This window comes from Curtobacterium sp. MCLR17_051 (assembly GCF_003234395.1).
Taxonomy (GTDB): Bacteria; Actinomycetota; Actinomycetes; order Actinomycetales; family Microbacteriaceae; genus Curtobacterium; species Curtobacterium flaccumfaciens.
On sequence record NZ_QKTA01000015.1, the window covers coordinates 34,603 to 59,611 of the forward strand.

A 25,009-nucleotide genomic window follows, 5' to 3' on the forward strand; every position below is an offset into this window, starting at 1 on the left:
GATCCTCCCGGGCGTGACCCGTCGCTCCTGGCGGACCGAAGCCCTGGCGGGCATCACCCTCGCGGCGATCGCCATCCCGTTGAACATCGGGTACGCGCAGATCGCGGGTCTGCCACCCACCGCCGGCCTCTACGCACTGATCGTGCCGGGCGTCCTCTTCGCCCTCCTCGCATCGTCCCGGCAGCTCGTCGCCTCGCCCGACGCGGCAGCGGCGGCGTTGGTCGGGTCGTCCCTGGCCGGGCTGGCGGTGGCCGGCAGCGGTTCCTACCTGCAGTTCGCCCTCGCGCAGGCACTGATCGGTGCGGTCGTGTTCGCGGCGTGCGCGGTGCTGAAGCTCGGGTTCCTGGCGAACTTCCTGTCGGCGCCGATCCTGGTGGGGTTCGTCGGCGGCCTCGCGCTCGACATCCTGCTCAGCCAGGTCGCGAAGATGCTCGGTGTCAAGGTCGACAGCGGCGACGAGTTCATCCCCCGGCTGGGCGAACTCGTCAGCGGTCTGGGACACCTGAACGTCTGGTCCGTGTGCATCTCGGTCGCGTCGGTCCTCGTCCTGGTGGTCGGGCGCCGCTTCCGTGCGGTGCCGTGGGCGCTGGTGGTGCTCGTCGTCACCACCGTCGTGCTCGTGCTGTTCCGCCTCGACGACGCCGGCGTCGCGGTCCTCGGGGAGGTCCCAGCCGGCCCGCCGACCTTCACCTGGCCGCAGATCTCCTGGCAGCAGTGGCTGCAGCTCGTGCCGAGCGCCGTCGCGCTCACCCTCCTGGCGATGGCCGAGGGGCTGCTCGTCGCACGTCGGTACGCCGAGCAGCACAGCTACGCCGAGGACGCCAACCGCGACCTGTTCGCCTTCGCCGCGGCGAACGCGGGATCCGGACTCACCGGCGGTTTCACGGTGGGCTCGTCGGCGTCGCGGACCGCAGCGATGGACCAATCCGGGTCGAGGACCCAGCTGCCCTCCGTCGTCGCGGCCGTCCTCACCCTGCTCGTGGTCTGCTTCGGTACCGCGCTGCTGCAGGACATCCCGTCGCCGGCCATCGGGGCGATCGTCGCCGTCGCCGTCACACCGTTGCTCGGGATCCCGGAGTTCGCACGGCTGTGGCGGCTCCGGCGCTTCGAGTTCGTCGTCGCCGCCGTCTGCTTCGCAGCAGTGCTCCTGCTCGGTCCGATCATCGGCGTGCTCATCGCGTTCGTCCTCTCGCTGGTGAACGTGGTCCGTTCGGCGGCGAACCCGCCGGTCGACGTGCTCGTGCCGAGCGGCGAGCCGGTCGACGTGTTCCGCGCGGCCGAGGACGGTCGCGTGACGACGGCGCCCGGTGTGGTCGTCCTGCGGTTCGCGGGGCCGCTCTTCTTCGGGAACGCGCAGGTGTTCTCGTCCGCCGTGCACTCGGCGGTGACCGCCGGACTCGCCGACGGGGCACGCGCACTCGTCATCGACTGCGAAGCGGTCACCGGGGTCGACACCACCGCGGCCGACGTTGCGGGCGAGGCCATCGAGTGGGCGCGGGCACAGGGCGTCACGGTCGGGTTCAGCCGCGTCCGCTCGGCGACGCGGGCGGAGCTCGAACACTTCGACCTGCTCGGTGACAGCGCCGTCTACACGAGCAACCGGGCGGCGGTCGAGGCGCTGACGTCACGGTGACCGGCGCCTGGGCCGATCACCGTTCCTGGCGGAGTTCGGCGATCTCGAGCCCCAGCTCGGCGATGCGGGCGAGCAGCGCGTGCAGAGCGGTCTGGTCCTCGAGCGTCCCGATCAGCAGGGTCTGGGCCGGAGCCACCTGGACCAGTTCGAACTCGGGGAACGCCGCCTCGAGCGTCGGCGACGACGCGTAGGGCAACCGGACTTCGTATCGGCTCATGGCGACCTCCTGCTCCAGGCCGAGCATCGCACCGAGGAGCCGACGGCGAGTCCCCTGAACCGGGTGAAGTCGTCGTGGACCGGCCGCTCAGAGCAGCCCGTGCAGTCGTGCCGCCGTGACGGCCTCGGTACGGCCGGAGGCGGACAACTTCGCGTAGACGCTCCGGAGGTGCGTCTTGATCGTGTTGACGCTGAGGTGGTGCTTCGCGGCGATCTCGGCGATCGTCTGGTGGGCCGGCAACTCGAGCAGCAGCTCCTGCTCCTTGGCGGTCAGCGCCACGGCCATCTGCTGTTGGCCGGTCCCCGTGTCGCCCGCGGCCGTGGCGGCGAGCGACGTGATGTGGGACGCGTAGTCCTCGAGCGGGCCGAACGAGCCACGGAGTGCGCGGACGAGGTCCGCTCCGGCGTTCCGCGACGCCAGGAACTCCCGGGCGAAGCCGAACTCCTCACTGATGTCCAGTGCCCGTCGGACGCGGTTCGCAACCTCGAGGGGCCGGACCTGCTGCTCCGCGTGGGCGGCGAGGGCGAGATGGGCGTGCACGACGCTGACCCCGGTCCACGCTGCGTCCCGGCCGTCGACGGCTTCGGCGACCGCGGCCGATGCGAGGTGGTCGGTGCGCCCGGCCGCGAGCAGCCGGAGCGTGTTCGCCTCGAGTGAGTCGGGGCCCAGGATCCCGGCGACGAGACGACGGATGTCCGCCGCCGCTGCCGGCCCGTGCAGGGTCTGCGACCAGGAGTGCAAGCGCGTCGAGACCGCTGCGACCGTCCGGGGGTGGGCACGCCCGTCCGTCCGGACGAGCTGCACGAGTCGGGCGAGCGGCTCGCGGGGAGCCGCCGACGCATCGATCGCCGCGACGCAGAGCACCACCCGCACCTGGAACAGCAGCCCGAGCTCGGCGCCGGTCGGGTCTGCTGCTTCGATGCGGTGCAGCGCAGCGAAGGAGACCGGCTCGCACCGCGCGTAGGCCTGCATGGTCGTCAGCAGCATCGCGCGTGCGGTCGCCCGGTTGTAGGGCGGCGTGGTGTCGAACCGAACGATGTTCATCCGCTCCTCGTGCGCACTGGCCGTCCGCCAGTCGCCGGCACGGACCGCGAGGGTGGCCGACGCGTCCACCGCGATCACGTAGAGCCATCCGTAGCCGGCGCGGAGGGCGGCTGCCTGCACCGACCGGAGCAGCTGTTCGGCGTCGTCGCGCTGCCCCGTCGCGATGAGGCACCAGGCGACCGCTGCGCGGAGGACCAAGGCGGTGTCGAGGGACGGGATCGGCGTTCCGCGGAGGAACTCGCCCAACTCGCGCAGCCGGGCCCCGGCAGCGACGTCGTCCGTGATCAGGAACGTGCTGAGCGCCAGGACCACCGGTCGCCAGCGCCGGTCCTCCGTCGCGCTGGCGGTCGCCAACAGTGACTCGGCCCGGGCGAGGCACTCCTCGGCCCCGATGCGGTCCGGGAACGCCGGGGCGTCCATCGCGAGCCGGATCGCCGCGACCGGCAGCGTGTCCCGTCCGAGGGGGAGTGCGCTGAGCGCCGTCCCGATGAGGGTCGTGCGTCCCTGCATCAAGAGGACGCTGCCGGAGCGTTCGACCTGTGTCGCGATGGTCAGGGGATCGCGGGAGAGCAGCGCCTGTTCCATCGCGAGGTCGTGGGCGCCGAGTTGCTCGTACCACTCGGCGGCCGTCGCGTGGTTGCGCACCGCGCTGCACTCGTCACGGCGACGGAACTCGGCCCGCATGTACGCGGCGAGGACCGGGTGGATCCGGAACCCGTCGCCGTCGGGTGCAGCCTCGACGAAGAGGTGCCGGGCGCTCAGCCGTTGCAGGACTGCACCGACGTCGTTGCGGCCGGTGAGCGTCACGGCGAGGTCCAGCGGCACCTCGGACGCGACTGCCGCGCGCATGACGACGGCGCGGTCGGCTGCGCTGAGGGTGTCGAGGATCCGCACCGTCAGGTAGTCGGCCACCTGGTGGTGGTCACCGCCGAACCGGGCGACCGCGGCGGCACGGTCCGTCTGGGTGAGCAGGAACGGCATCGCCAACACGACACCGGCGGCCCAGCCGCCGGTGCGCTGCGCCAGCGTCTCAGCGTCCTGCACCGGCAGGACGAGGTCGAAGCGGAGCGCGAGGGCGAGGGTCTCGTCGACGGTGAAGGCCAGTGCCGCGGGCGGCACCACCATCTGACCGCCCAGCGTGTCGACGACCGAGCCGAAGCCCGTTGGCTCGAAACGCCCCGCAACGACGATCCGCGCGTCGGCCCGCGCCATCGACAGTAGTCGACGGAGTGGTGCTGGGCACTGCCCGCCGAACAGGGTGTTCACGTCGTCGACGAACCACCAGTCCACGGTTCCGTCGCCGTCGAGCGGCACGTCCGCGTCGAGCAGCAGGTCTGCTTCGGTGAGCCACCGCACGCGGGCACCGTCCGATTCGAGCGCTGCCGCCCAATCCGCCAGCGCGGTGGACTTGCCAGCCCCGGCCACCGCCCAGAGCGTGAGCAGGCGCAGGTCCGTCCGCGTGAACTGCCGGAGCGGTTCGAGCAGTCGCGGTCGCCGCACCGTCCCCTGGTGCCCTGCCGGCTGCGGTGGCGCGGTGGACCCGCCGGGCTCGGGCCGGAGCCTGGTGCGCGGCGGTGTCCTGGTCTCTCCGATGGTCTGCACGTGTGGCCTTCCCCTGAAAAGGCTGATGTGGTGGACACGCTACGGCGCACTGGTCCGTTTTGCGCAGTGAAGATCGTCACGCCGCGTGACAATCACCCGAAGAGGGTGAGGGGTGCTCACCCGTGCAGCGGGATCGTCCGAGCCCACCGTCGGATCGCGACGTACGCACGATCGCGGACGGCGGGCTCGGAGAGCATCACGTCGTGGAGCGCGCGGTGCACCCGGACCACCGTGACGTCGTCCCCGAGCGACAGCGACCGGTGTGCCACTGCGTCCACGTTGAGGGCGACGTCGGAGTGGGTCATGGCGTCCGACCACCGGGGGCCGAGGTTGCTGTGCGTGCTGAGCAGCACGAGCACGGGAATGTCGAGGTGCAGCCCGCGCGCCACGGTGTCCTGACCGGCGAACACCGCCGCGAGCCACCCCGGGTGCAGCGGGAAACCGTGCACCGGGCGCCAGTGCTGGTCGTACGTCCACGATCCCTCGGCCTCGCTCGACACCGTGCGCGTGTAGTGACCGGGGTCGACGACGGGCATCGGCGCGAGCGGGTTCCGACGGGCGCCGAGCTTGACGAGCGGTGTGAGCACCTCGCGTCCGAGCGCGCTGGCCTGGAACTCGAGCCACGGACTGTTCAGGACCAGCCCGTGGGCGCGGCCCGGGTGCCGTGCTGCCCACAGTGCCAGGGTGAGGCCGCCCGTGGAGTGTCCGAGGAGCAGGAGACGACGCCTCGGTCTGTCGGACGCACCGTGCCCCATCAGGGCGAGCGCCGCCTCCAGGTCGGTGTCGTAGACCGTCAGGTCGTCGGTGTACCCGGGCGTCTGCCCGGTCAGCAGACTGCGGCCGTACTTGCGGAGGTCCACCGCGTGGAACCGCGCGCCGAGCGCTTGGAGGTGTTCGGCGAGCTCCTGCTGGAAGAAGTAGTCGGACCAGCCGTGCACGTACAGGACGTCGGCTCCGCCCAGCGGGTGGCGGTCGCTCCGTCGGGTCAGTGCGCTGGACCAGACCCCCGGTGGTCGGTGCGACGACGTCCGCCGCACCAGCGTGGCGACGACCGGCCCCTCGGCGTCCGGCTCGAGGTCGAGTCGGAATGCCTCGTAGTCGGGGCCGAGCACGTCCGGGCGCCAGTTCGGGAGCGCCCCGGTGTCGGACCGGGACGGCTGGTGGTCAGTCGAGCGCATCGCGCACGGCGATCGCGGAGGGCGGCGGGTCCGACGAGACCGACGACACCAGCCCGGCGGCGGCGAGCGCTTCGGAGACAGACCGGACGGCGGCCGAGCGGACGTGCTCTCGGGCACCCCAGGGCGACCAGAAGCGGACGGTGACGTCGACCGAGGCCGGCGTGACGGTGTGCACGAAGACCTCGGGCGGGCGCTCCGACCGGTGGCCGAGCGCGGAGACCGCGGCGAGCACCGTGGTGGTGACCGCCTCGACGTCCGGCGGCTCGCGGACCCGCAGGCGCACCTCGTTCCGGACCGCGCCGGACTCGCTGGCGTTCCACAGCGGGTTCTCGAGCAACATCGTGTTCGGCAGGCGGACGGTCCGGCCGTCCGCCGCGCTGAGGAGCACGGAGCGACCGGTCATCTCGATGATCCGACCGGAGATCCCCTCGACCTCGATCCCGTCCCCAATGCGCACCGGTCGACGCGCCTGGATCACCAGGCCCGCACCGAAGTTGGCTGCGATCCCACGGAGCGCGAGGAACGCGACGGCGCCCACGATCACGACCGCGGCGAGCACCGGCTGCAGCGGCGCCCCGAGCGCCGTCAGCACGATGCCGATCGTGAGCAGGAGGATCGAGTACCGGACGAGCCGGGCGATGAGGTTGGTGGGGCCGGGGCCGAGGCCGCTCCACTTCGACAATGCCGCCGCGACCCCTCGCCGTGCCCACCCGGAGGCCAGCCAGCCGACGACGAGGACCACGGCTGCGAGGACCACGTCCCAGACGCCGAACGACGAGCGCTCGATCAGGGTGTTCAGGAGGTCCTGCACGACAGTGCCCGACCGTCGTCAGCCGGTCAGCGGGCGTCGACCGCTGCGATCGGCGGCGGGAACCACGTGCCGTCGAGCGCGGGCGTCCGAGCCACGTAGAGGCGCAGGTTGAGCGAGAACCCGCGGCCGGCCGGTGTCGGGAGCCAGTTCGGTTCGCCGGCGTCCGACGGGCGCTCCGGCGCGAGCCAGATGCTCGTGCTGCCGTCGTCGTTGCGCACGAACGTTGCCTCGGAGTTCACGTCGTAGCGCTCCAGGTCGTTCGGGACCACCCGGTAGTCGGGGACCGAGTAAAGCGTCAGTGACCAGAACGCGTCCACCAGGGCGTCCGGCTCGCCGGGCGCGAAGCGGACCTCGTACGTCCTGCTGCCGTCGAGCAGCGCGCCGTCGTCGCCGAGCTGCCCCACGTAGTAGATGGCTTCGTCCACGACGTTCGCCCAGAGTCCGCCGTAGTCGACGATGTCGCGGGCGAGCACGTCGTTGCCGAACCGGCCGGCGGCGAACGCGACGGACCAGCCGTTGCGTTGCGTCCCGAAGCCCTTGGTGCCGGCGAGGAACGCGGGCCAGGCCTGCGTCCGGATCACCCTGTCGACGTGCTCCGCCGCGTCCGGCCCCGAGGCGGCGAAGTCCGCGACCGCCGAGACGAGCGCGACGTACCGCGGGGCGTCCGGCATCGCGTCCGGCGCGGTCTCGAGCAGGGCCGGGCCCACGCGGAACGCCTCGACTCCGGGCAGTTCGGCGTTCGTGAACTCGGGGACGGCCGGAGGCGGTGCGATGTCGATCCCCGCGGGTGCGTCGATCCTGAAGCGTCGTTGGAGCGCGACGGCTTCGTCCGGGGTGTCCTGCAGCTCGACCCTCGCGAGGATCTTCGCCTTGGGGCCCGGCAGGTCGACGACGAGTGCACTGTCGTCGATGATCGGGTCGGTGCCCGCGAGGCGGAACGCCACCGTCCCGGACGGGTGGTCCGGGAAGTTCCGTTCGTTGACGTTGACGATCACCTCGCCCCAGACGTCCATGACCTGCACGGTGAAGTACCGGCCGTGGATCTCCGGCACCTCGAGGAGCACCGCGTGGTCTCGGTCGACCGCGATCCATGCCTCGAGGTACGCGACGTCGAGGTTCGGGTTCACGAACTCGGCGGACCCGACGGGGTTGTACTTGATCCGGTTCCACCCGACTCGTTCCACCTCGATGTCGTGGTGTTCCTGCCGGGCCACGAGCAGGCGCCCGAACAGGTAGAGGTAGGCGTCGACGACGTCCTGGTCGGTGGGTGTCGTGGTGCTGACGTCGCTGGTCATGTCCGTCCCTCGGTCCGTGGCGCCCGCGGTGCGGCGGGTACCGGCAACGATCGTGGTCCTTGCGGGCGACTGGCTCGCCCCATCGGGGTGATATCCCCCTGCGCTGCGGGTCTGCGGGTCGGCGGGCAGGCGGGCAGGCGGGCAGGCGGGTCTGCGGGTCTGCGTGTCTGCGTGTCTGCGGGTCGTCGTCCGGCCCTGACCGAACCGGGTCGGAGTTCACCCGGTCCGGGGGAGACGTGCTCGTCTGCGCGCTGCGACGCTCGTGCAGCGGGTCGGCGCCGTCGTGGATGCCGACCGTCTCGTCGACGAAGGGAACGACAGTGGGCATCTCGGACGACACCGCGCGGGACGCGTACCTCTACGGGTACTCGATGGAGAAGGCGTACGAGTTCCTGTACGAGACGACGATCGATCCCGGAGTCCGGCTCAACGAGTTCCAGAAGCTCCGCGACCTCGCTGACGACACGTACACGGCGCACCCGACGATCAACAACGACACGCTGCACCTGCAGGGGTGGTTCGACGTCGCTGCGGAACCCGTCGTGGTGCGCGTCCCGGACGTGGACGGCGACCGTTACTGGATCCTGCACACGATGGACATGGGGCACTACACGACGGCGATGATCGGCTATCGGACCCGTGGGGCTTCCGGCGGCACGTTCCTCTTCGCGGCGCGCGACTGGGCCGGCGAGGTCCCGGACGGCGTGGACGAGGTGATCCGCTCCGACTCGAACCTCATCAAGGTGATGGGGCGGATCATGACGACGGGTGGTGCGGACCTCGAGATCGCCCGCTCGCTCCAGGACCAGTGGACCCTCGAGACCTTGTCGGAGCACGGAGGCACCCGCGCACCGGCGCCGGTGGTCCGGGACTTCCCTGACCCCGCCGCGACGACGTGGTTGCACAGAGTGGACTTCCTCCTCGCGGACGGATCGATGGCCCGGGCGGACGCCGCCTGGCTCGTCGGCCTCGACGCCGTCGGCGTCGAACCCGGTCGGACCGAGTTCTCCGACGACCAGCTCGACGCCGCCGCGCGCGGCGAAGCACTCGGGATGCAGCACCTGACGGAGCTCGTCCCCACGGTGTCCAGCTCCAAGGGCGTCCTCGGCACTCGTGACGAACTGCAGGACGCGCCCCGGGACGTCTTCGACTTCGGGACACTCGTCGGACAGTGGGGACTGCCCGCAGTCGAGTCGGTGTACGTCAAGATCGAGTCCGCTGCGGGGTCGAACGAGTACATCAACGGGTCGGGGGGACGCGAGTTCCGCGCGAGCTTCCCCGCTCCGGACGTCTCGGAGTTCTGGTCGGTCACCGTGTACGGGGAGGACGACCGCTTGATGGCCCACAACAGCATCAACCGCCACAGTCGCGGTGACCGGACGCTCACACCGGACGAGAACGGCATGTACTCGATCCTGCTCAGCGCCGACGTCGACGCGCACGCCGACGACCCGGAGTTCCTCCCGATCCCCGAGAAGGACTCGTACCTCATCCTCCGTCTCTACGGACCGAGCACAGCCATCCAGGACGGTGACTTCACGCCTCCGGTGTTCACACCGGTGCCGGCGATCAGCACACCCTGAGCGGCCAGGATCAGCGGGGCCTCCGCACTTGCTCCGCGTCCTCCCTTCGTCGTATGGTCAGCGCATGCTGACCATTGCCTCGCGGTACGACGTGCTGAACCGTCTCGGGCGGGCGCTCTCCGACCCCACGCGTGCGCGGATCCTGCTCCGGCTGCTCGACGGACCCGGCTACCCAGCGCGACTCGCCGAGGAACTCGAGCTGACGCGGACGAACGTGTCGAACCACCTGGCGTGCCTGCGCGGCTGCGGGATCGTCGTCGCCGTGCCCGAGGGGCGTCGGACCCGCTACGAGATCGCGGACCGCAACCTCACCCGCGCGCTCGAGTCCCTGGTCGACGTGGTGCTCGCGGTGGACGTTGCCGACGACGACGGATGCGAGGTCGAGCGGTGACCACGGCCGCGGTGTCGCTCGCACCGGCTCGTGTCGGCGTGCTCCGGCGACGGATCCGGTGGATCGTCGCGGCGACCATCGCCTACAACGTGATCGAGGCCGGCGTGGCGATCGCCGCCGGTTCGGTTGCCTCGTCCACCGCGTTGATCGGCTTCGGGCTCGACTCGATCGTCGAGGTCCTGTCGGCAGCGGCCGTCGCGTGGCAGTTCGCCGGGCGCGACCCGGAGGCCCGGGAACGAACGGCACTGCGGGTGATCGCGGTCTCGTTCTTCGGGCTCGCCGTCGTGGTCAGTGTCGATGCCGTCCTGACCTTCACGGGTGTCCGGTCGCCGGAGCACAGTCCGGTCGGCATCGTCCTGGCCGCGGTGAGCCTGGCCGTCATGCCGTTCCTGAGCCTCCTCGAACGGCGGACCGGACGCGAACTCGGTTCGGCGTCGGCGATCGCCGACTCGAAGCAGACTTTGATCTGCAGCTACCTGTCGGCGGCGGTGCTGCTCGGCCTGCTGGCGAACAGCCTGTTCGGCTGGTGGTGGGCCGATCCGCTCGCCGGACTCGTCGTGGTGGTGTTCGCCGTGCGCGAGGGACTTGAAGCCTGGCGCGGTGACGCGTGCAAGCAGCCGGTGTCGGCGCTGACGGGGGAGCGCGAGGGCGACGGCTGCGACTGCTGTTGAGCGAAGTCTGCCCGCGGCCGGCGGTTCAGTCGGCTTCGGTCTCGCGGACGTGGCTGACCGCATCGCCGACGATGTGCGCGATGTGCTCGTCGTGCAGCGAGTAGACCGCGTTCCGCCCGATGCGCTCGACCTGCACGATGCCCGCGAGCCGCAGCGTGCGGAGGTGCTGGGACACCAGGGGCTGCGACAGCTCGGTCGCTTCGGCGAGGGAGCCGACGTCGGAAGGCTGGGAGATCAACGCCGACAGGATCCGGAGTCGGGCGGGCGAGGACAGCGCCTTGAAGAGTTCGGCTGCTGCTTCGATCCCGTCTGACATGGACTCATGTAAGCGCACGCGCATACGTGCATGCAACACGACGACCCCGGCGCGGTGCGTCGGGGCCGTCGTGCAGGTCCGTCGATCGGTGCTGATCACGGGCCTGCGCTGATCAGGAGATCAGTGCTCGTCGTAGTGGTCGCCGTGCTGGGCGTGCTTGTGTCCGTCGTGGACGAAGTCGACGTGGTCCTCGTGCTGGACCGTCTCGTGGCCGCAGCCGTCCTGGTGGGTGTGCTCGGCGACGGTGTGCTCTGCGCTGTTCTCGTGCTCGGCCATGGTGACCTCCTGCTGATCGTTGATTGGGATGCCCTCAGCGTAGATCACATATGCAGAAGTAGCAATACATTTATAGATGAGAACGGATGTCAGCCCCGGAACCGAGCTCACTCAGCGCTCGATCGCCGTCGACGACCAATGCGACGGAGGGTCGATCCCGTCGGGCACCAGAGTGGCGGAGTCACCGCGTGCCGCGTTCACCTGCGCCTGTGTGAGGAACACCGCCGTGGACAGGTCCGCTCCGTCGACCCGCGCATCCCGTAGGTCGGTACCGAGCAGGTCGACACCGGACAGGTCGGCACCGCGCAGGTCTGCCGCGATCAGCGTGGCTCCCCGCAGGTCGGCCCCGCGCAGCGACCGTGCGCGGAGGTCGCGACCGGCGAGGTCCGCCTCCGGTCGCAGCAGGCCGTCCGGAGCGTCGTCCGCACCGGCGTTGTACCGGCCTCGGACCTCGGCGCTCACCTCGATCAGGACGTCGCGTACTCGAGCGTGCAGCGGCTCGACGTCCAGCGCGAGGAGCGTCGGCCGACCGGCGTCGAGGCTTCGGCGGATCTCCTGCGCGAGGAAGGCAGCGTCGTCTGACGAGTCCGGGGTCACCGCACGGTCCTGTGCCTCGGCGAGGTGCCAGAGCATCTCGTGCAACCTGCGGACGATCGGGAACACCCGGAACATCTCCGCGCGGGAGTCCGGGTGGTCACGCCAACTGACCCCGTCGTAGAGGGTCTGCGACACAAACTGGCCAGCACCGGAGCAGTCGAAGACGGTGCAGCCCCGGAACCCTCGCGGCCGCAGCGCCTCGTGGATGGAGCAGGAGAAGTCGTCAGCGAGGTTGCCGCAAGGGGTGCCGGCGGGTTTGTCGATCGGGAAGTCGGCGGAGCGCTGGAACCCGAAGGCGGTGCAGCAGAGCGCGAAGCAGTTGCCGCAGTCCGCGCGCAGGGCGGACCGGTCGGTGGTCGTCATGGAGTGGTCTTCCTCTGGTGGTCTGGATGGTGTGCCGGGGGCGGGGGAACTCCTGGTGGAGTTCCCCGTCCGGGCGCACGAGACCACCCCCGCGCGTCGGCGGGGCGAACCGGTGGTGCTGGGTGACCGGTGGGTCACCGAGAGAGACGGAGGATCACTGCGGCCAGGCTAGCGTTCCCGGTGCGATGGGAAGGCGGAACGGGCGTACCTGGTCGGAACGACCGACCGGGTACGCCCGTTTCGACCAGGTGTGCCCGGAGTCGCCCTACGACGATGTGGGCGGTGACGCCACCGATTCGATGCCGTCCAGCCGCGCCTCTTCCGCGTCGTACCCGGCGCGCACCTGACGCAACACCAGGTCGTCGATCTCGTCGGCGTCCCGCAGGCGCAACAGGGTGTTCGCCTTGTGCTGGACGAGTGCGAGCTCGAGGGCGACCGCGTTGTCGTGCCGCTGCAGCGCGGGGTGGTCGTCGTCGTCCCCTTCGCGGGCCTCGATCACGTCGAGGTGCGCCTCGTACTCCTTCCGCAGGCGATCGACGGTGGCACGATCGGCTCCGGTCGACCGTGCGAGGCGGGGAAGCGCATCGAGCGCCTCCTCGATGGCGGTGCGTTCGGCGTAGCGACGTTCCTCGCTGACGGACTCGTCCTCGGGGAGCGCGGCGCGGCGCAGGACGGCCGGCAGCACGAGGGCCTGCCCGACGATCGTGACGATGACCACGCCGGCGGTGACGAAGACGATGAGGTCCCGCTCGGGGAAGTCGCCACCGGACTCGAGGGTGCGCGGCACGGCGACGGCCATCGCGAGCGACACCGCGCCCCGGAAGCCGGCGAACCCGCTGACCAGCCGGTCGCGGTGCCCCTCGCGTGGTTCTCCGCCGGTGCGTCGGGTGACGAGCCAGATGGTCCCGCCCGCGGCGTTGAGGAACGCGAACCGCACGATGACGAGCAGCACCGCGACCGCGAAGACGATCCCGGTCCCGCGCAGCAGGTCGGCGGGGTCGAGTGCGCGTGCGGCGACCATCGCCTCGATGCCGACCAGGACGAAGAGTGCGCCGTTGAGCAGGAAGGTCAGGAACGACCAGAACGCGCGCACCTGCTGGCGGGTCTCGGCACGGTCGAGTTTGGGGCCGACCTGGCTGACGACGATGCCGGCCGCCACGACGGCGAGCACGCCGGAGGCACCAATGGCCTCGGCGGCCAGGAAGGCTGCGAAGGGCACGAGCAGGGTGACGAGGTTCTCGAGCACGACGGTGTCGACGCGCCGCAGCACCATCGTCCCGATCCACGCGGCCGCGAGCCCGGCGGCGACCCCGCCGATGTAGGACAGGACGAGCATGCCGGACACGCCCCAGAACGTGAGCTCCTGCGTGCCGACGGTGACGGCCACCGCGATGCCGTAGACGACGAGGGTGGTGCCGTCGTTCACCAGGCTCTCGGCGCGGAGCACCGTGACGTTCCGCCGCGGCAGCATCTTCGTGAGCACGCCGACCGCGGTCGCGTCGGTCGGGGCGACCGCGGCGCCGAGCACCCAGGCCGGTCCCCACGGCATCCCGAGCAGGTGCAGCAGGACGGCGACGGCACCGGCGGTCACCACGACGAGCAGGGTGCCCATCAGGACGATGCCGCGCAGGTTCTTCCGGATCTCGCGGAGCGACGTCGTCAGGCTCTCCCAGTAGAGCAGCGCCGGCAGGAACAGCAGCAGCACGGCCTCGGCGGGGAGCTCGACGTCCGCGAACTCCGGCACGAGCCCGAGCAGCGCGCCGAAGACCAGGAGCAGCACGGGTGGTGCGATCCGGATCCGGTCGGCCACGGCCGCCGTCAGTGCGATGGCGAGGCCGAGCACGACCACCAGTTCCGGTCCCAGCACGTGCACTCCGATCGTCGTCCGACCCGCCAGTCAACGCCGATCCACGGTGGATCCTTCCAGAACAGCCGGACGACGCGCCGCACACAGCCGGACGACGCGCCGCGCACAGCCGAACGACTCGCCGCACCACAGCGGACGACGCGTCACGAGCGCCCGCTCACACCGCCCGCGGCCGCCGCACCACCCGCCGCCACCACGCGCGCCACGGCAGGGAACTCACCAGCGCGGACCCGATCACGACGGTGCCGAACCACCCCACGACGACGCCCGGGATCGGCACGAGCAGACTCGCCCACAGCAGCACCGACAGCACCCCGAGCACGTACGCCGCCCCGGCCTTCAGATATCGCAGCCGCTTGAGCCCCGCAGCCTGGTCGACCCGCGAGGTCAGGCGGGCCAGGAACACCGCGCCCACCCCGATCGCCCCGATGGCGACGGCGGCCTGCTCGAGCGCCCCGAGCCCGTCCGACCCGAGCGGCCCGGACCCCGACAGGCTGTACACGCCGTCGAGGATTTCGAACAGCATGAACACGACGAGCCCCCGCTCGAACACGACCGTCGACGCGTACAGGTGGATGCGCCAGGCTCCCCGGCCCACGCCGATCGACGCCGTGTCCGACCCGCCGCCGGGGCCACCGCGAAGCGCCCACGCCGCGGTCCGCTTCGACACGAGGTACGCGGCGAGGCCGGCCACCCCACCGAGCGCGACCGGCAACAGCGCACCGGCGGCCCAGCCGGAACGCGACCCGACGAGCACGGAGGTCACGACGACCCCCGTCGCAGCGGTGACCAGCGACCAGACGCGCGGTCGTGCGACGGAGGCGAGCCGCGCCTCCAGGCTGCCCAGCCACGACCTGCGGGACGCGCGGTCGGTGTTGAACAGGTACTCGGCGAAGACCTGCCAGATGAACGCGGCGCCGAAGGCGGCGAGGGCCGGACGCACCTCGGCCAGGTGCGCGGAGAACGAGCCGGGCGCGAAGACGGCTTCCTCCACCGAGCTGGCCGGGTCGGTCGCGTCACCGACCGCGACGGCGGCCGGCGGCAGGAGCAGGCGCATCGCGAGCACGCCCGCGACGATCCCGAGCGACAGGAACAGCCGCCGGGCGGGGGAGTGCAGTCGGCCGGCGATGCCGGCCATCGGCACGGACGAGTCCGCGGCCATCGCGATCTCGAGGAACGCGAGGGCGACGAAGGCGAGCGCTGCGGCGGGGCCGAGCACCAGCCAGGCCGCCGCGGCGGCCGCGACGGTGATGAGCAGGGGGACGGTCAGGAGTGATCTCGTGGCCATCTGCCCATCCAGCACGGTCGGGCTGGGCGGCGCATGGAGCGCTCCTGGGCATCGGCCTGGAGGCCCGTGGGGACCCCGCAGAACGGGTGACGGCCCGTCCCCACTTGCGGGGACGGGCCGGTCGGGGGAAACGCAAAACACCGGTGTTCGCGTGCTGAACCGCGGTTTGCGCGTGTTCAACCGGCGAACACCGGTGTCTTGCGGGGGTTCAGCGTCAGTCGTGGAACGTCTCGATGGACGCGCCGAGCGAGTTGAGGCGCTCCTGCAGCTGCTCGTAGCCACGGGCGATGATGCCGACGTTGCGCAGGACGCTCTCGCCCTTCGCCGCGAGCATCGCCAGCAGGATCACCACGGCGGGCCGCAGTGCCGGCGGGCAGCTGATCTCGGCCCCGGAGAAGTGCGTCGGGCCGGTGACGTCGAGGCGGTGCGGGTCACGCAGGGTGACGCTCGCGCCCAGGCGGGTGAGGTCGAGCAGGTGGATCGCCCGGCCCTCGTAGACCCAGTCGTGCACGAGCGTGGTGCCCTCGGCCATGGCCGCGATCACGACGAAGAACGGCAGGTTGTCGATGTTCAGGCCGGGGAACGGCATCGCGTGGATCTTGTCGATCGGCGCGTGCAGCTCGGATGGGTGCACCGTGATGTCGACGAGACGGGTGCGGCCGTTGGCGGCTGCGTACTCCTCGCTGACGTCGAAGCGCAGGCCCATCTCGGCCAGGGTCGCGAGCTCGATCTCGAGGAACTCGATCGGCGCCCGGGTCACGGTGAGGGTCGACGCGGTGACGATGCCGGCGGTCAGCAGGCTCATCGCCTCGACCGGGTCCTCGCTCGGCCAGTAGTCCACGACCTCGTCGATCTTGCTCTTGCCGGTGATGCGGAGCGTGGTGGTGCCGATGCCCTCGATCTGCACCCCGAGGAGCTCGAGGAAGAAGCAGAGGTCCTGCACCATGTAGTTGGGGCTGGCGTTCCGGATGACGGTCTCGCCGTCGCGGGCCGCGGCGGCCAGGATCGCGTTTTCGGTCACGGTGTCGCCGCGCTCGGTGAGCACGACCGACTTGGTGGGGACGGCCTGGTTCGCGACGTCGACCTCGTACCAGCCGGAGGTCGCCTCGACGTCCACGCCGAACGGGCGGAGCGCGATGAGGTGCGGCTCGACCGTGCGGGTGCCGAGGTCGCAGCCGCCGGCGTAGGGCAGGCGGAAGGACTCGTACCGGCCGCTGAGCGGGCCGAGGAACATGAGCACGCTGCGGGTGCGGCGGGCGGCGTCGGCGTCGATCGCGTCGAGGTGCAGGTCGTCGGGGGCGACGATCTCGAGGGTCTCGCCGTCCTCCGACCAGGTGACGCTCGCACCGAGGCTGCGGAGCACGTCGATGATGCGGTCGACCTCGACGATCCGGGCGACCTTGTGCAGCCGGGTCACGCCGCGGTTGAGCAGCGAGGCGCAGAGCAGTGCCACGGCGGCGTTCTTGCTCGAGTTCACCGCGATGGAGCCGCTGAGCTTCCGGCCGCCCTGCACGCGCAGGTGGGCACGTTGCGGGGCGCCGCCGATCGAGACGATCTGCTGGTCGAGGGCGTCGCTGATGCGGGTGAGCATCTCGAGGGACAGGTTCTGCCCGCCCTGCTCGATGCGGTTGATGGCGCTCTGGCTGGTGCCGACGCGTTCGGCGAGCTGGGCCTGCGTCATGCTGCGGCCCTTGCGGGCGCCCCGGATCAGGGCGCCGACCTCACGGAGGGGTGCTGCGGTCGCCGGAGATGCCGGCGAGACGACGGTGGTGGTGTCGGTCATGCGCGCTACGCTAACACGCTCATGAGATAAAGCAGTGGAAGATCGACACCCGTTGCGCGTCCTGAGGTCTCGAATACGTCACAGTTGGGAATTTCGGGGGACGAAACTGCTCAGGGATCGGTCAGGGTGCCTCGGACGATGGAGTCACCGGAGTGCGCCGGATCACCGTCGTCGGCCTCGGCCGAGACGTCCACCACGGGGAACTCCGCGGTGTCGACGCCGTCGGGCACCGTGAAGCGGCCCTGGTCGCCGTCGAGGTAGCCGACGCTCACCAGTCCGCCGAGGTCCGACCGCATCATCCAGACCTCACGGAGCGGACCGGTGCCGGAGCGACCGCGCTCACCGTGCAGGTCGACGAGCAGGGTCACCCTGCCGTCCTGATCCCGTTCGAGTTCGGCGCGACCGGTCGTCCCCGACCAACCGGGCAGTGCGGCGAGCTCGGTGTTCGCCAGGACGGTCTCGGTGTCGCCGCGTGGGAGTCCGGGGACGACCCCCGACGCCACACCGATGCCGAGGACGACGGCGAGGACACCGGCGCCGGCGATCACCAGCGCCAGGACACGGCGACGACGAGGACGGGATCGGGGTCGGCGTGCCACGGCGTGGTGCTGCGCGCCAGTCCGGGTCCCGTCGGGCGCCCCTTCGGATGCGCGTTCGGCCGCTCGTCCTGGATCGGTCGCCGGGGCCGCGGCCTGTTGCGGCGTCCGGGCGATCTCGGCCGCGATCCGGTCCCACACGTGCTCCGGGGGCGCGGCCAGCGTGACGTCCTCGGACGCCCGGGTCACCGCGGCGACCCGCTGCAGCGCGGCCACCTCGTCGCGGCACCGGTCGCAGGACGCCAGGTGCTCGGCGACGTCGTCCGCGGCGACCTGGTCGGAGACCGCGAGCATCGCCAGCGTCTCGTCGTCGACGTGCTTCATTCGATCACCTCCAGACGTGTTCGGAGCCGAGCCAGACTTCGGTGGATGTGGCTCTTGACGGTGCCCAGCGGCAGTTCGAGCCGTTCGGCGATCTCACGATGGCTGAGGTCGTCGTAGAACGCCAGTCGCATCACGCGCCGTGGGACCTCGTCGAGCCGCTCGAGCTCGCCGGCGACCAGTGCGCGTTCGGCCAGGTCGAAGGCCGGTTCCGGCGCCGGGGTGGTCTCCTCGACCACGTCCGGGTCGGCGGCGCTGGCGTGCCGTCGGCGCTCGTTCTGCGCGTCGGCGATGCAGTTCCGGGTGATGCCGACCAGCCACGCGCCGAGCGGGGCGCGGCCGGGGTCGTAGCTCGTGCTGCGCTGCCAGGCCTTCACGAAGACCTGCTGCGTGACGTCCTCCGCGGCGGCCGGGTCGGCCAGGGCGCGCAGGGCCAGCGAGTACACGAGCGACGACCACCGTTCGTAGACGGCTCGCAGGGCGTGCTCGCCCCCGGCGCGGAACGCGTCCGAGAGCTCGCTGTCGTCCGGGAGGATGGTCGTCACGTCTTCCTGTCGCTGGCGCGGTCGTCGTCGACCACGATCCGATCGTAGGGGGCGGATCGTCGCCACGGTCAGGCCGGGACCGCGGTGACGACGAGGTTGCTCTCGTAGTGTCCGGTGGCTGCGTCGAACGTCCCGCCGCAGGTCACCAGGACGAGCCGTCGTGGTCCGTCGTCACGGAACACCTCGCCCCAGGGGAGTCCCTGCTTCTCGAGCATGCTGACGGAGTCGATCCGCCACGCGGTCTCGGCACCGTCCGAGTCGGTCAGGGTGACCCGGGTGCCGGTCGGGGCGTCGCCGAGCCGGGAGAACGGGCCGATGCCGTAGCCGACCGCGTCGACGTGGGCCGCGATCACGACGGTGCCCTCGGTGGACGACGGTGCGGCACCGAACCGGTACCAGCCTGCGGTCGCCGGGTCGGGCGGCAGCGCCATCGCGCCGTCCTCGTCGACCCCCTCGGGGCGGATCGGCGCGCGGATGCCGGCGTGGTCGACCGTGATGGTGGTGGGGGCGGGGGCGTCCCGGACCGGGGGGATCGTGGCGGCCTGCTGCGGGACCTCGGTCGAGAACGCCGACGGGACCGGTGTGGGGGTGGTGGTCGGCAGGACGGACGGCTGCCCGCCGGGGGTGGTCCCGGCCGACGAGCACCCGGTCAGGGCGGCGGCCGCCACGGCGACGACGAGCGTCACCGTGGCGGACCGCACGGGGCGTGGCACGTTCAGCGGCGGGTCGCTGCGTGCCGGCGGCGGAGCACCACGGCCCCGATCGCGGCAGCGGCGGCCAGTGCGGCCGCCGCTGCGCCGACCAGGGGCAGGGGGTCCTGGTCGTTCGTGGCCACGAGACCGGCGTTCCCGGCGGGGACGCCGTTCGGCGTGCCACCGAGGTCGGCGATCGTCTGCGTGGCGAGGGCGAGGTTGTCGTCGTCCAGGCTGCCCCAGGCGTAGACGATGGTCGACGAGCCCGCGGTGACCGCGACGTCCGCCGGGCCGATCACGGGGTCGGTGGTCCCGGTGGCGGCGACGGTCCCCGACACGGTGCCGGCCGGCAGCTCGAGGGCCTGCTCGTCGGGGTTCGACAGGTTCGACACGACGGCCTTCCCACCGGCGAGGACGTCGACGGCCGGTGCGGCGGCGACGTGCCGGACGACCAGGCGTCCCTGGCCGGCCGCGACGGCCGAGGTGTCGTTGGTGAACACCGTGGCGGTGGGTGACCCGTCTGCGGCGTCGTGGGCGACGGCGGTGTAGTTGCCGCCGGCGTCGAACGAGACGTCCGCCGGGCCGATGATCGGCTTCGACGCGTCGGTGGCGTCCGAGGCGGTGATCGCGAGCTGGTGTGCACCGGCCGGCACCATCATCGGGCCGGCGAGGGTGCCCGGGGTGAAGTCGTCGATGGCACGTTCGCCGTCGAGGTAGACGTCGACGGTGACGTCGGGGACGGCGTGGAGGACCGAGAGCGTCGCCTCGCCGGTGGCGGCGGTCGCAGCGGTCGCGGGCAGTACGGCCGCAGCGGCGGCGAACAGGACACCGGCGCTGAGGCCGGTGGCGAGTGTCTTGCGCATGACGTGTCTCCTTCGGGCCTGTCCGGGCCGGTGCGGACGACGTCGTCCTCGACGTCGTACCCCCACTACCGCCGGAGCACCCCGATCGGATGCAGCGATTTCCTGGGGATCAGCTGAGACGGCGCCAGACCCCTGCGTTGCCCGGACGCGACCAGGTCTCCGGATCGCCCGTGACGGCCTCGTCCCCGGCTCCCCGGTCGGTGAGCCGGTACGCGGAGTCCGGCGTCCACCCTGCGACGACGCTTGCGCGGCGGCCGTCGACCGGCACGGCGAGCCCGGAAGTGCGGAACCAGCCCGCAACGGTCAGGTGCACGACGTCGTGCTCGGTGGCCACCGCGGACCAGTCCGGCAGCACCCAGTCACCCTGCCGTCCGGTCGCCACGGCCCAGTCGTTCCGTCGGGTCGTCCCCGTCACGTCGAGCGGCCAGCGTCGGCACAGCGCGGCCCAGTCGGCGGGACCGTCGACGGTGCACACGCGCGCCGTGGCATCGGCCGGCACCGCCGAGACGACGGCGCGTTCCTGCCCGAAGGAGTCCTCGACCGCCCAGAGCGCCAGCGGCCCGGCGGACGGGAACGGCGCTCGCGTGTGCTGCGCGAGCGGCCACGGCGGCGTGGTCCACCACACACCGCTGGCCACCCCCGGGTTCCCCTCGGCGTCCTCGCGGCGCAGTTCCCGGGACCAGTCAGCGAGCGCCTCTGCCGCTCCCGGACGTCGGGGCTGCTCGTCCTCGTCGAACTCGACGGTCCATGCTCCGCCCTGCGGGTCGAAGAGCCTGCGCACGACCGGGCTGTCGACCGCCCAGCGAGCGAGCCGCCGGAGCGCGGCCTGCAGGTCCGTCCGAGCGAGGAGCGCGTCCAGCGCATCGGGCTGCTGCCACCACAGCGCGCTCTCCGCAGTCGACTCGAGTGCGACCACGACGTCGTCCTCGCCCACGGACGGCAGGGACACCGCCGCGAGTGCGCTCGCCACCGCTGCCAGGTCCGGAGCCGGCTCGGGTTCGACCGCACCACCGATGCCGAAGAGCGTTCGGTCGTCGCCGCGTTCGACGCCGAGGTGGTGCTCCGCCCAGAAGAGCAGGTCGCCGAGTTGCAGGGCGGCCGGGTCGTCGGGGTCCTGGACACCGCTGACGAGCTCCAGGCAGAAGCGCCGACCACGCGGGTGGGCGAGCAGGTCCGAGGCATCGATCACCGAACCAGGCTAGTGACGGCCGCTAACGCACCCGTCGCACCCGCCGATAGTCCTCCGTGCAGGCCCACGGACGGGCCCGCATCCCGCCCCACGGACGGCGGCGGGACGATCGAGAACCAGGACGGGCCATGATCGTCGTCACACGACTGAACGGCAGCGGATTCGCTGTGAACCCCGATCTCGTGGAGCGCATCCAGGAGACGCCGGACACGACGCTCATCATGGTCGACGGCGCGAAGTACATCGTGCGGGAGTCGATGGCCGACGTCATCGACCTGATCGCCGCGTACCGCGCACGCATCGTCGGCATGGCCTACGGCACCGACCAGGCCCCCCGCACGAACACCGGCCCGCAGCCGACGCTCGCCCCGGTCGCCGCGCTCCGCTCCACGCAGCACGGCCGCGCGCTGGACGGGGGTCGCTGACGTGGACATCGCAACGATCGTCGGCATCCTGCTCGCCTTCGGCGCCCTGTTCGGCATGGTCCAGATGGAGCACGTCGAGCTCGGGGGACTCTTCCTGCCCGCCCCGATGCTGCTCGTGTTCGGTGCCACCATCGGCTGCGGCATCGCCAGCACCACGCTGAAGGACGCGATCGCCAGCTTCAAGGCCGTGCCGAAGGCGTTCACCGGCAAGGTCACCCCGCCGGCGTCGGTCATCGACGACGTCGTCGGGCTCGCCGAGACCGCCCGCGCCAACGGCCTGCTCGCCCTCGAACAGGAAGCCGACAAGCACGACGACCCGTTCATGAAGAAGGCGCTGCAGAACATCGCGGACGGCACCGACGGCGACGAGCTGCGGATCCTGCTCGAGGACGAGATCGAGTCGAACGCGGCCCCGACCCGGAGCGCGAGCGCGTTCTTCATGGGCCTCGGCGGCTTCGCCCCGACCGTCGGCATCATCGGCACCGTGGTCTCGCTGACCCACGTGCTCGCGAACCTCGGCAAGCCCGACGAGCTCGGACCGCTGATCGCCAGCGCGTTCGTCGCCACCCTGTGGGGCCTGCTGACCGCGAACTTCATGTGGCTGCCGATCGGCGGCAAGCTCCGCAAGCTCGCCCAGCTCGAGTCGGACCGCCAGACGCTCCTCATGGAGGGGCTGCTCGCGGTGCAGGCCGGCAGCCAGCCCCGTCTGCTCGGTGAGCGGCTGAAGGCCATGGTCCCGCCCGCTGCACGCGCCGACACGGGCGGCAAGGGCGGCAAGGCCGGCAAGAAGGCCGACGCGGCCGACGACCAGCAGCTGGCGGCCTGACCGTGAGCGCCAACCCCCGGGGCCGCGGCCGCGGCCGCGCGAAGAAGTCCCACGACGAGGCCGAGCACCCCGACGAGCGTTGGATGGCGTCGTACATGGACATGATCACGGTGCTGATGTGCATGTTCCTCGTGCTCTTCGCGATGTCCACCGTCGACCAGGAGAAGTACATCCAGCTGAAGCAGTCGCTCGCCACCGGCTTCGGCGAGGTCGACTCGCAGAAGATCGACACCGCGAGCGGCACCGTCGTGACGAAGGACCAGGTCGAGGACGGCTCCGGCTACTCGACGGACGAGTCCCAGGCCGACCACTCGACCGCGTCGTCGGGCACGAAGGACACCAACGTCGACCCCGCGTCGACGGTGGTGCCGACGACGGCGAGCAAGCAGGACCTCGCCGAGGCGAAGCGCGAGCTCGACGACCTGACGAAGCTCGAGCGTGCGATCCAGCGCAACCTGGCGAAGGCGGGTCAGACCGAGAACGTCCAGTTCACCGTGGACGCCCGCGGTCTGATCGTCCGGCTGATCGGCAGCGAGACGTACTTCGGCACGAACAGCGCGGACCTGTCCGACCAGGCGCGGTCGATCATGGACGCCATCGCGCCGGTGCTGAAGACCTCCGACCACGACGTCAGCGTCGAGGGCCACGCCGACCAGCGGAACTCGACCGCGCCGTACGCCACCAACTGGGAGCTCAGCGCAGCACGGGCGACCGGGGTCCTGCGCGATCTGGTCGAGCGGGGCGGGATGCCCGGCGACCACGTGCAGAGCGTCGGGTTCGGGTCGAGCCGACCGCTGGCGAAGGGCGGCACCGAGCAGGACCTCGCCCTGAACCGGCGGGTCGACATCGTGGTCCTGTCGAACGCCGACCAGGACGTCAGCGCCCTCATGCCGGCGCTGGCGAAGGCGCAGGACGGAGCACAGCAGGGCTGAGACACGGAGCGCAGCAGGGCTGAGACACGCACCGTGCGGAGCGCACGAGCGCTGCCGCCACCGCCCCACTACGGGGTACAGCACTGACGGGTGCCCCACAGGTGACCGATAGACGCACCCGTGACCGAGACCCTGCCAGCGCCCGAGGTGTACGACTTCGCGCGCCCGTCGACGCTGGCCCGTGAGCACGCCCGGGTCCTCGAGCTCGCCTTCGAGACGTTCGCGCGCCAGTGGGGCACGCAGCTGACGGCGAAGGTCCGCGCGGTCAGCCAGGTCACCTGCGAGCAGGTGGAGATGACGACGTACGACGAGTACGCCGCGTCGCTGCCCGCGCTCACCGGCATGGTGCTGCTGCCGATCACCGGCCTGACCCCGAAGGGCGTGCTGCAGGTCCCGCTCGACGCCGCGCTGACGTGGGTGTCCCACGCGCTGGGCGCCTCGAAGCCGCTGCCGACCCCGGACCGCACCTTCACGCCCATCGAGCAGGCCCTGGTCCGCAAGATCGTCGAGGACGCCCTCGACGACCTCCGCTACTCGTTCGGCGGGCTGCTCGCGCAGGACGTCACGGTCGGCGGGTTCCAGTTCAACAGCCAGTTCGCCCAGGCCGCGCAGAAGGGCGACCTGATGATCGTCGCCTCGTTCTCGATCCGGGTCGGCGACCGCATCGCCCCCGGCACGCTGGCCCTGCCGGCCGAGGCCGTCCTGCCGCAGCTCGGCGAGGCCGCCGCGCACGTGTCGCCTGCCGACGCCCGAGCCCTGCTCGACGCGCAGCTCGAGAGCGTGCCCGTGGGCGTCAGCCTGCGCTTCGCCCCGGCCGCGGTCCTGCCGACGCAGGTCCTGCGGCTCGCCGTCGGCGACGTCCTGCCGCTGCCGCACCCGCAGCACCGGCCCCTCACCATCGCGGTCGACGGCGAACCCGTCGGCACCGCCGCGGTCGGCGCGAACGGCTCGCGCCTCGCCGGCATCGTCGTCACCACCACGAGCACGGAGCAGCACTGATGACCGAAACGACCACCCTCCACACCGCAGCGGCCGAGTCGCTCGCGGCGCAGCTCCCGACGGCCGCCCCCTTGACCGCGGTGCTCCTGCCTGGAGGCGCGACACCGGTCGTGCTCGACGCGGCGACGGACGCCGTGGTCGCCTCGTTCGTCGGCGGCCTGTCGGCCGACCTGGCGCTCGTGCTCACCGACCTCGAGTCGATCACGGCCGCCGGAGGCACCGACCACGGCATCGTGGCCGTCACGGACGTCCTGCGTCCGTCGCTCGAGGCCGCGGCCGGGGTCCTCGGCGTCGGGGTGCTCGGCGAGGCGAACCGCGAGTCGGCCGCGTCGCTGCTGGCCGACCCGGACACGGTCGTGTTCGAACTCACCGCCGGTGGCCTGCCCGCCGGGTGGTTCGGCATCCGGATCCGCGAGAACGGCACGGTGTCGGCGCCCGTCGTGGCGAACCTGCCCGCCGGCAACCTCGGCCGGATCAACAACGTCGAGATGACCCTGACGGTCGAGATCGGCCGCACCCGGATGTCGGTCCGCGACGTGCTCGGCATGGAGCCCGGCGCCGTCGTCGAGCTCGACCGCAGTGCCGGTGCCCCCGCCGACGTCCTGCTGAACGGCCGCCTCATCGCGCACGGCGAGGTCGTCGTCGTCGACCAGGACTACGCGGTCCGGATCACCCGCATCCTCGACGTCGCCGAAACGGTCTGACC

25 protein-coding genes are annotated in these 25,009 nt (G+C 71.5%); 9 read left to right on the top strand and 16 right to left on the bottom strand.

The annotated features are described in order from the left end of the window. Nucleotides 1-13: 13 nt before the first annotated feature. Nucleotides 14-1,633, top strand: a complete 1,620-nt coding sequence (locus tag DEJ06_RS12755) for a SulP family inorganic anion transporter (RefSeq protein WP_258372493.1) — start codon at nt 14-16, stop codon at nt 1,631-1,633. Between the two features lie 16 nt (nt 1,634-1,649). Here the strand turns inward: DEJ06_RS12755 and DEJ06_RS12760 are convergent, their stop codons facing one another. The 5 genes from DEJ06_RS12760 to DEJ06_RS12780 form a co-directional block, all read right to left on the bottom strand. After that, the gene (locus DEJ06_RS12760) at nt 1,650-1,850 is read right to left on the bottom strand and encodes a hypothetical protein (protein WP_128779853.1); all 201 of its coding nucleotides are present in this window, start codon (nt 1,848-1,850) and stop codon (nt 1,650-1,652) included. A gap of 87 nt (nt 1,851-1,937) precedes the next feature. Further along, nucleotides 1,938-4,394: a LuxR C-terminal-related transcriptional regulator gene (locus tag DEJ06_RS12765; protein ID WP_111039543.1), complete on the bottom strand. Its 2,457-nt coding sequence runs from the start codon at nt 4,392-4,394 to the stop codon at nt 1,938-1,940. A gap of 218 nt (nt 4,395-4,612) precedes the next feature. Beyond that, a complete protein-coding gene (locus DEJ06_RS12770) occupies nt 4,613-5,674 on the bottom strand; it encodes an alpha/beta hydrolase (protein WP_111039544.1) in 1,062 nt (353 codons plus the stop codon). Then, nucleotides 5,661-6,485, bottom strand: a complete 825-nt coding sequence (locus DEJ06_RS12775) for a mechanosensitive ion channel family protein (RefSeq protein ID WP_111039545.1) — start codon at nt 6,483-6,485, stop codon at nt 5,661-5,663. The genes DEJ06_RS12770 and DEJ06_RS12775 overlap by 14 nt, the downstream gene beginning before the upstream one ends. A 26-nt stretch (nt 6,486-6,511) precedes the next feature. Beyond that, on the bottom strand, nt 6,512-7,780 hold the full coding sequence (locus DEJ06_RS12780; RefSeq protein ID WP_111039546.1) for a DUF1214 domain-containing protein: 1,269 nt from the start codon (nt 7,778-7,780) through the stop codon (nt 6,512-6,514). Between the two features lie 320 nt (nt 7,781-8,100). Between DEJ06_RS12780 and DEJ06_RS12785 the strand changes: the two genes are divergently transcribed. From DEJ06_RS12785 to DEJ06_RS12795, 3 genes are all read left to right on the top strand, one after another. After that, nucleotides 8,101-9,363, top strand: coding sequence for a DUF1254 domain-containing protein (locus tag DEJ06_RS12785; RefSeq protein ID WP_220036509.1), 1,263 nt, complete (start codon nt 8,101-8,103; stop codon nt 9,361-9,363). A gap of 64 nt (nt 9,364-9,427) precedes the next feature. Then, nucleotides 9,428-9,754 (top strand): helix-turn-helix transcriptional regulator, encoded by a 327-nt coding sequence (locus DEJ06_RS12790; protein ID WP_111030020.1) that lies wholly within the window; start codon nt 9,428-9,430, stop codon nt 9,752-9,754. Then, a complete protein-coding gene (locus DEJ06_RS12795) occupies nt 9,736-10,425 on the top strand; it encodes a cation diffusion facilitator family transporter (protein WP_111039547.1) in 690 nt (229 codons plus the stop codon). Before DEJ06_RS12790 ends, DEJ06_RS12795 begins: the two co-directional genes overlap by 19 nt. A gap of 25 nt (nt 10,426-10,450) precedes the next feature. Here DEJ06_RS12795 and DEJ06_RS12800 read toward each other — a convergent pair whose 3' ends face one another. The 11 genes from DEJ06_RS12800 to DEJ06_RS12850 form a co-directional block, all read right to left on the bottom strand. Beyond that, nucleotides 10,451-10,741 carry a helix-turn-helix transcriptional regulator gene (locus tag DEJ06_RS12800; protein ID WP_111030022.1) on the bottom strand — a complete coding sequence of 97 codons (291 nt, stop codon included), beginning with the start codon at nt 10,739-10,741 and terminating at the stop codon, nt 10,451-10,453. Between the two features lie 120 nt (nt 10,742-10,861). Further along, the gene (locus DEJ06_RS12805) at nt 10,862-11,017 is read right to left on the bottom strand and encodes a hypothetical protein (RefSeq protein ID WP_017887460.1); all 156 of its coding nucleotides are present in this window, start codon (nt 11,015-11,017) and stop codon (nt 10,862-10,864) included. A 111-nt stretch (nt 11,018-11,128) separates the two neighbouring features. Beyond that, nucleotides 11,129-11,977, bottom strand: a complete 849-nt coding sequence (locus DEJ06_RS12810; protein WP_111039548.1) for a pentapeptide repeat-containing protein — start codon at nt 11,975-11,977, stop codon at nt 11,129-11,131. 265 nt (nt 11,978-12,242) lie between these two features. Continuing rightward, nucleotides 12,243-13,844, bottom strand: a complete 1,602-nt coding sequence (locus DEJ06_RS12815) for a Na+/H+ antiporter (protein ID WP_071404013.1) — start codon at nt 13,842-13,844, stop codon at nt 12,243-12,245. Nucleotides 13,845-14,001: 157 nt separating this feature from the next. Then, complete coding sequence (locus tag DEJ06_RS12820) at nt 14,002-15,132, bottom strand: DUF475 domain-containing protein (RefSeq protein ID WP_110863820.1); 1,131 nt, start codon at nt 15,130-15,132, stop codon at nt 14,002-14,004. Between the two features lie 214 nt (nt 15,133-15,346). Next, nucleotides 15,347-16,915, bottom strand: coding sequence for a UDP-N-acetylglucosamine 1-carboxyvinyltransferase (locus DEJ06_RS12825; protein WP_027465528.1), 1,569 nt, complete (start codon nt 16,913-16,915; stop codon nt 15,347-15,349). Nucleotides 16,916-17,025: 110 nt separating this feature from the next. Continuing rightward, entirely contained in the window at nt 17,026-17,835 is an 810-nt protein-coding gene (locus tag DEJ06_RS12830; RefSeq protein ID WP_111039549.1) for an anti-sigma factor domain-containing protein, read from the bottom strand. Further along, on the bottom strand, nt 17,832-18,377 hold the full coding sequence (locus tag DEJ06_RS12835) for an RNA polymerase sigma factor (RefSeq protein WP_071244624.1): 546 nt from the start codon (nt 18,375-18,377) through the stop codon (nt 17,832-17,834). The genes DEJ06_RS12830 and DEJ06_RS12835 overlap by 4 nt, the downstream gene beginning before the upstream one ends. A 68-nt stretch (nt 18,378-18,445) precedes the next feature. Then, nucleotides 18,446-19,078: a class F sortase gene (locus tag DEJ06_RS12840; RefSeq protein ID WP_181436842.1), complete on the bottom strand. Its 633-nt coding sequence runs from the start codon at nt 19,076-19,078 to the stop codon at nt 18,446-18,448. 14 nt (nt 19,079-19,092) lie between these two features. Then, nucleotides 19,093-19,932: a DUF4397 domain-containing protein gene (locus DEJ06_RS12845; RefSeq protein WP_111039551.1), complete on the bottom strand. Its 840-nt coding sequence runs from the start codon at nt 19,930-19,932 to the stop codon at nt 19,093-19,095. A 109-nt stretch (nt 19,933-20,041) separates the two neighbouring features. Beyond that, nucleotides 20,042-21,121, bottom strand: a complete 1,080-nt coding sequence (locus tag DEJ06_RS12850) for a hypothetical protein (protein ID WP_111039552.1) — start codon at nt 21,119-21,121, stop codon at nt 20,042-20,044. Nucleotides 21,122-21,249: 128 nt separating this feature from the next. Between DEJ06_RS12850 and DEJ06_RS12855 the strand changes: the two genes are divergently transcribed. The 5 genes from DEJ06_RS12855 (at nt 21,250) to fliN (ending at nt 25,007) form a co-directional block, all read left to right on the top strand. Beyond that, nucleotides 21,250-21,546, top strand: coding sequence for a flagellar FlbD family protein (locus DEJ06_RS12855; RefSeq protein WP_027465534.1), 297 nt, complete (start codon nt 21,250-21,252; stop codon nt 21,544-21,546). A 1-nt stretch (nt 21,547) separates the two neighbouring features. After that, complete coding sequence (locus DEJ06_RS12860; RefSeq protein ID WP_111039553.1) at nt 21,548-22,372, top strand: motility protein A; 825 nt, start codon at nt 21,548-21,550, stop codon at nt 22,370-22,372. 2 nt (nt 22,373-22,374) lie between these two features. Then, entirely contained in the window at nt 22,375-23,304 is a 930-nt protein-coding gene (locus DEJ06_RS12865; RefSeq protein WP_111039554.1) for a flagellar motor protein MotB, read from the top strand. A 120-nt stretch (nt 23,305-23,424) separates the two neighbouring features. Continuing rightward, entirely contained in the window at nt 23,425-24,303 is an 879-nt protein-coding gene (locus tag DEJ06_RS12870) for a flagellar motor switch protein FliM (protein WP_084740413.1), read from the top strand. After that, entirely contained in the window at nt 24,303-25,007 is a 705-nt protein-coding gene (gene fliN, locus DEJ06_RS12875) for a flagellar motor switch protein FliN (RefSeq protein ID WP_111022848.1), read from the top strand. Before DEJ06_RS12870 ends, fliN begins: the two co-directional genes overlap by 1 nt. Nucleotides 25,008-25,009: the final 2 nt, after the last annotated feature.

Bases quoted from the DNA above. Each gene is read 5' to 3' on its own strand.
- DEJ06_RS12805 (WP_017887460.1), bottom strand. From the start codon at position 11,017: ATGGCCGAGCACGAGAACAGCGCAGAGCACACCGTCGCCGAGCACACC.
- DEJ06_RS12795 (WP_111039547.1), top strand. From the start codon at position 9,736: ATGCGAGGTCGAGCGGTGACCACGGCCGCGGTGTCGCTCGCACCGGCT.
- DEJ06_RS12855 (WP_027465534.1), top strand. From the start codon at position 21,250: ATGATCGTCGTCACACGACTGAACGGCAGCGGATTCGCTGTGAACCCC.
- DEJ06_RS12830 (WP_111039549.1), bottom strand. From the start codon at position 17,835: ATGAAGCACGTCGACGACGAGACGCTGGCGATGCTCGCGGTCTCCGAC.
- DEJ06_RS12800 (WP_111030022.1), bottom strand. From the start codon at position 10,741: ATGTCAGACGGGATCGAAGCAGCAGCCGAACTCTTCAAGGCGCTGTCC.
- DEJ06_RS12780 (WP_111039546.1), bottom strand. From the start codon at position 7,780: ATGACCAGCGACGTCAGCACCACGACACCCACCGACCAGGACGTCGTC.
- DEJ06_RS12810 (WP_111039548.1), bottom strand. From the start codon at position 11,977: ATGACGACCACCGACCGGTCCGCCCTGCGCGCGGACTGCGGCAACTGC.
- DEJ06_RS12825 (WP_027465528.1), bottom strand. From the start codon at position 16,915: ATGACCGACACCACCACCGTCGTCTCGCCGGCATCTCCGGCGACCGCA.
- DEJ06_RS12790 (WP_111030020.1), top strand. From the start codon at position 9,428: ATGCTGACCATTGCCTCGCGGTACGACGTGCTGAACCGTCTCGGGCGG.
- DEJ06_RS12845 (WP_111039551.1), bottom strand. From the start codon at position 19,932: ATGCGCAAGACACTCGCCACCGGCCTCAGCGCCGGTGTCCTGTTCGCC.
- DEJ06_RS12770 (WP_111039544.1), bottom strand. From the start codon at position 5,674: ATGCGCTCGACTGACCACCAGCCGTCCCGGTCCGACACCGGGGCGCTC.
- DEJ06_RS12820 (WP_110863820.1), bottom strand. From the start codon at position 15,132: ATGGCCACGAGATCACTCCTGACCGTCCCCCTGCTCATCACCGTCGCG.
- fliN (WP_111022848.1), top strand. From the start codon at position 24,303: ATGACCGAAACGACCACCCTCCACACCGCAGCGGCCGAGTCGCTCGCG.
- DEJ06_RS12760 (WP_128779853.1), bottom strand. From the start codon at position 1,850: ATGAGCCGATACGAAGTCCGGTTGCCCTACGCGTCGTCGCCGACGCTC.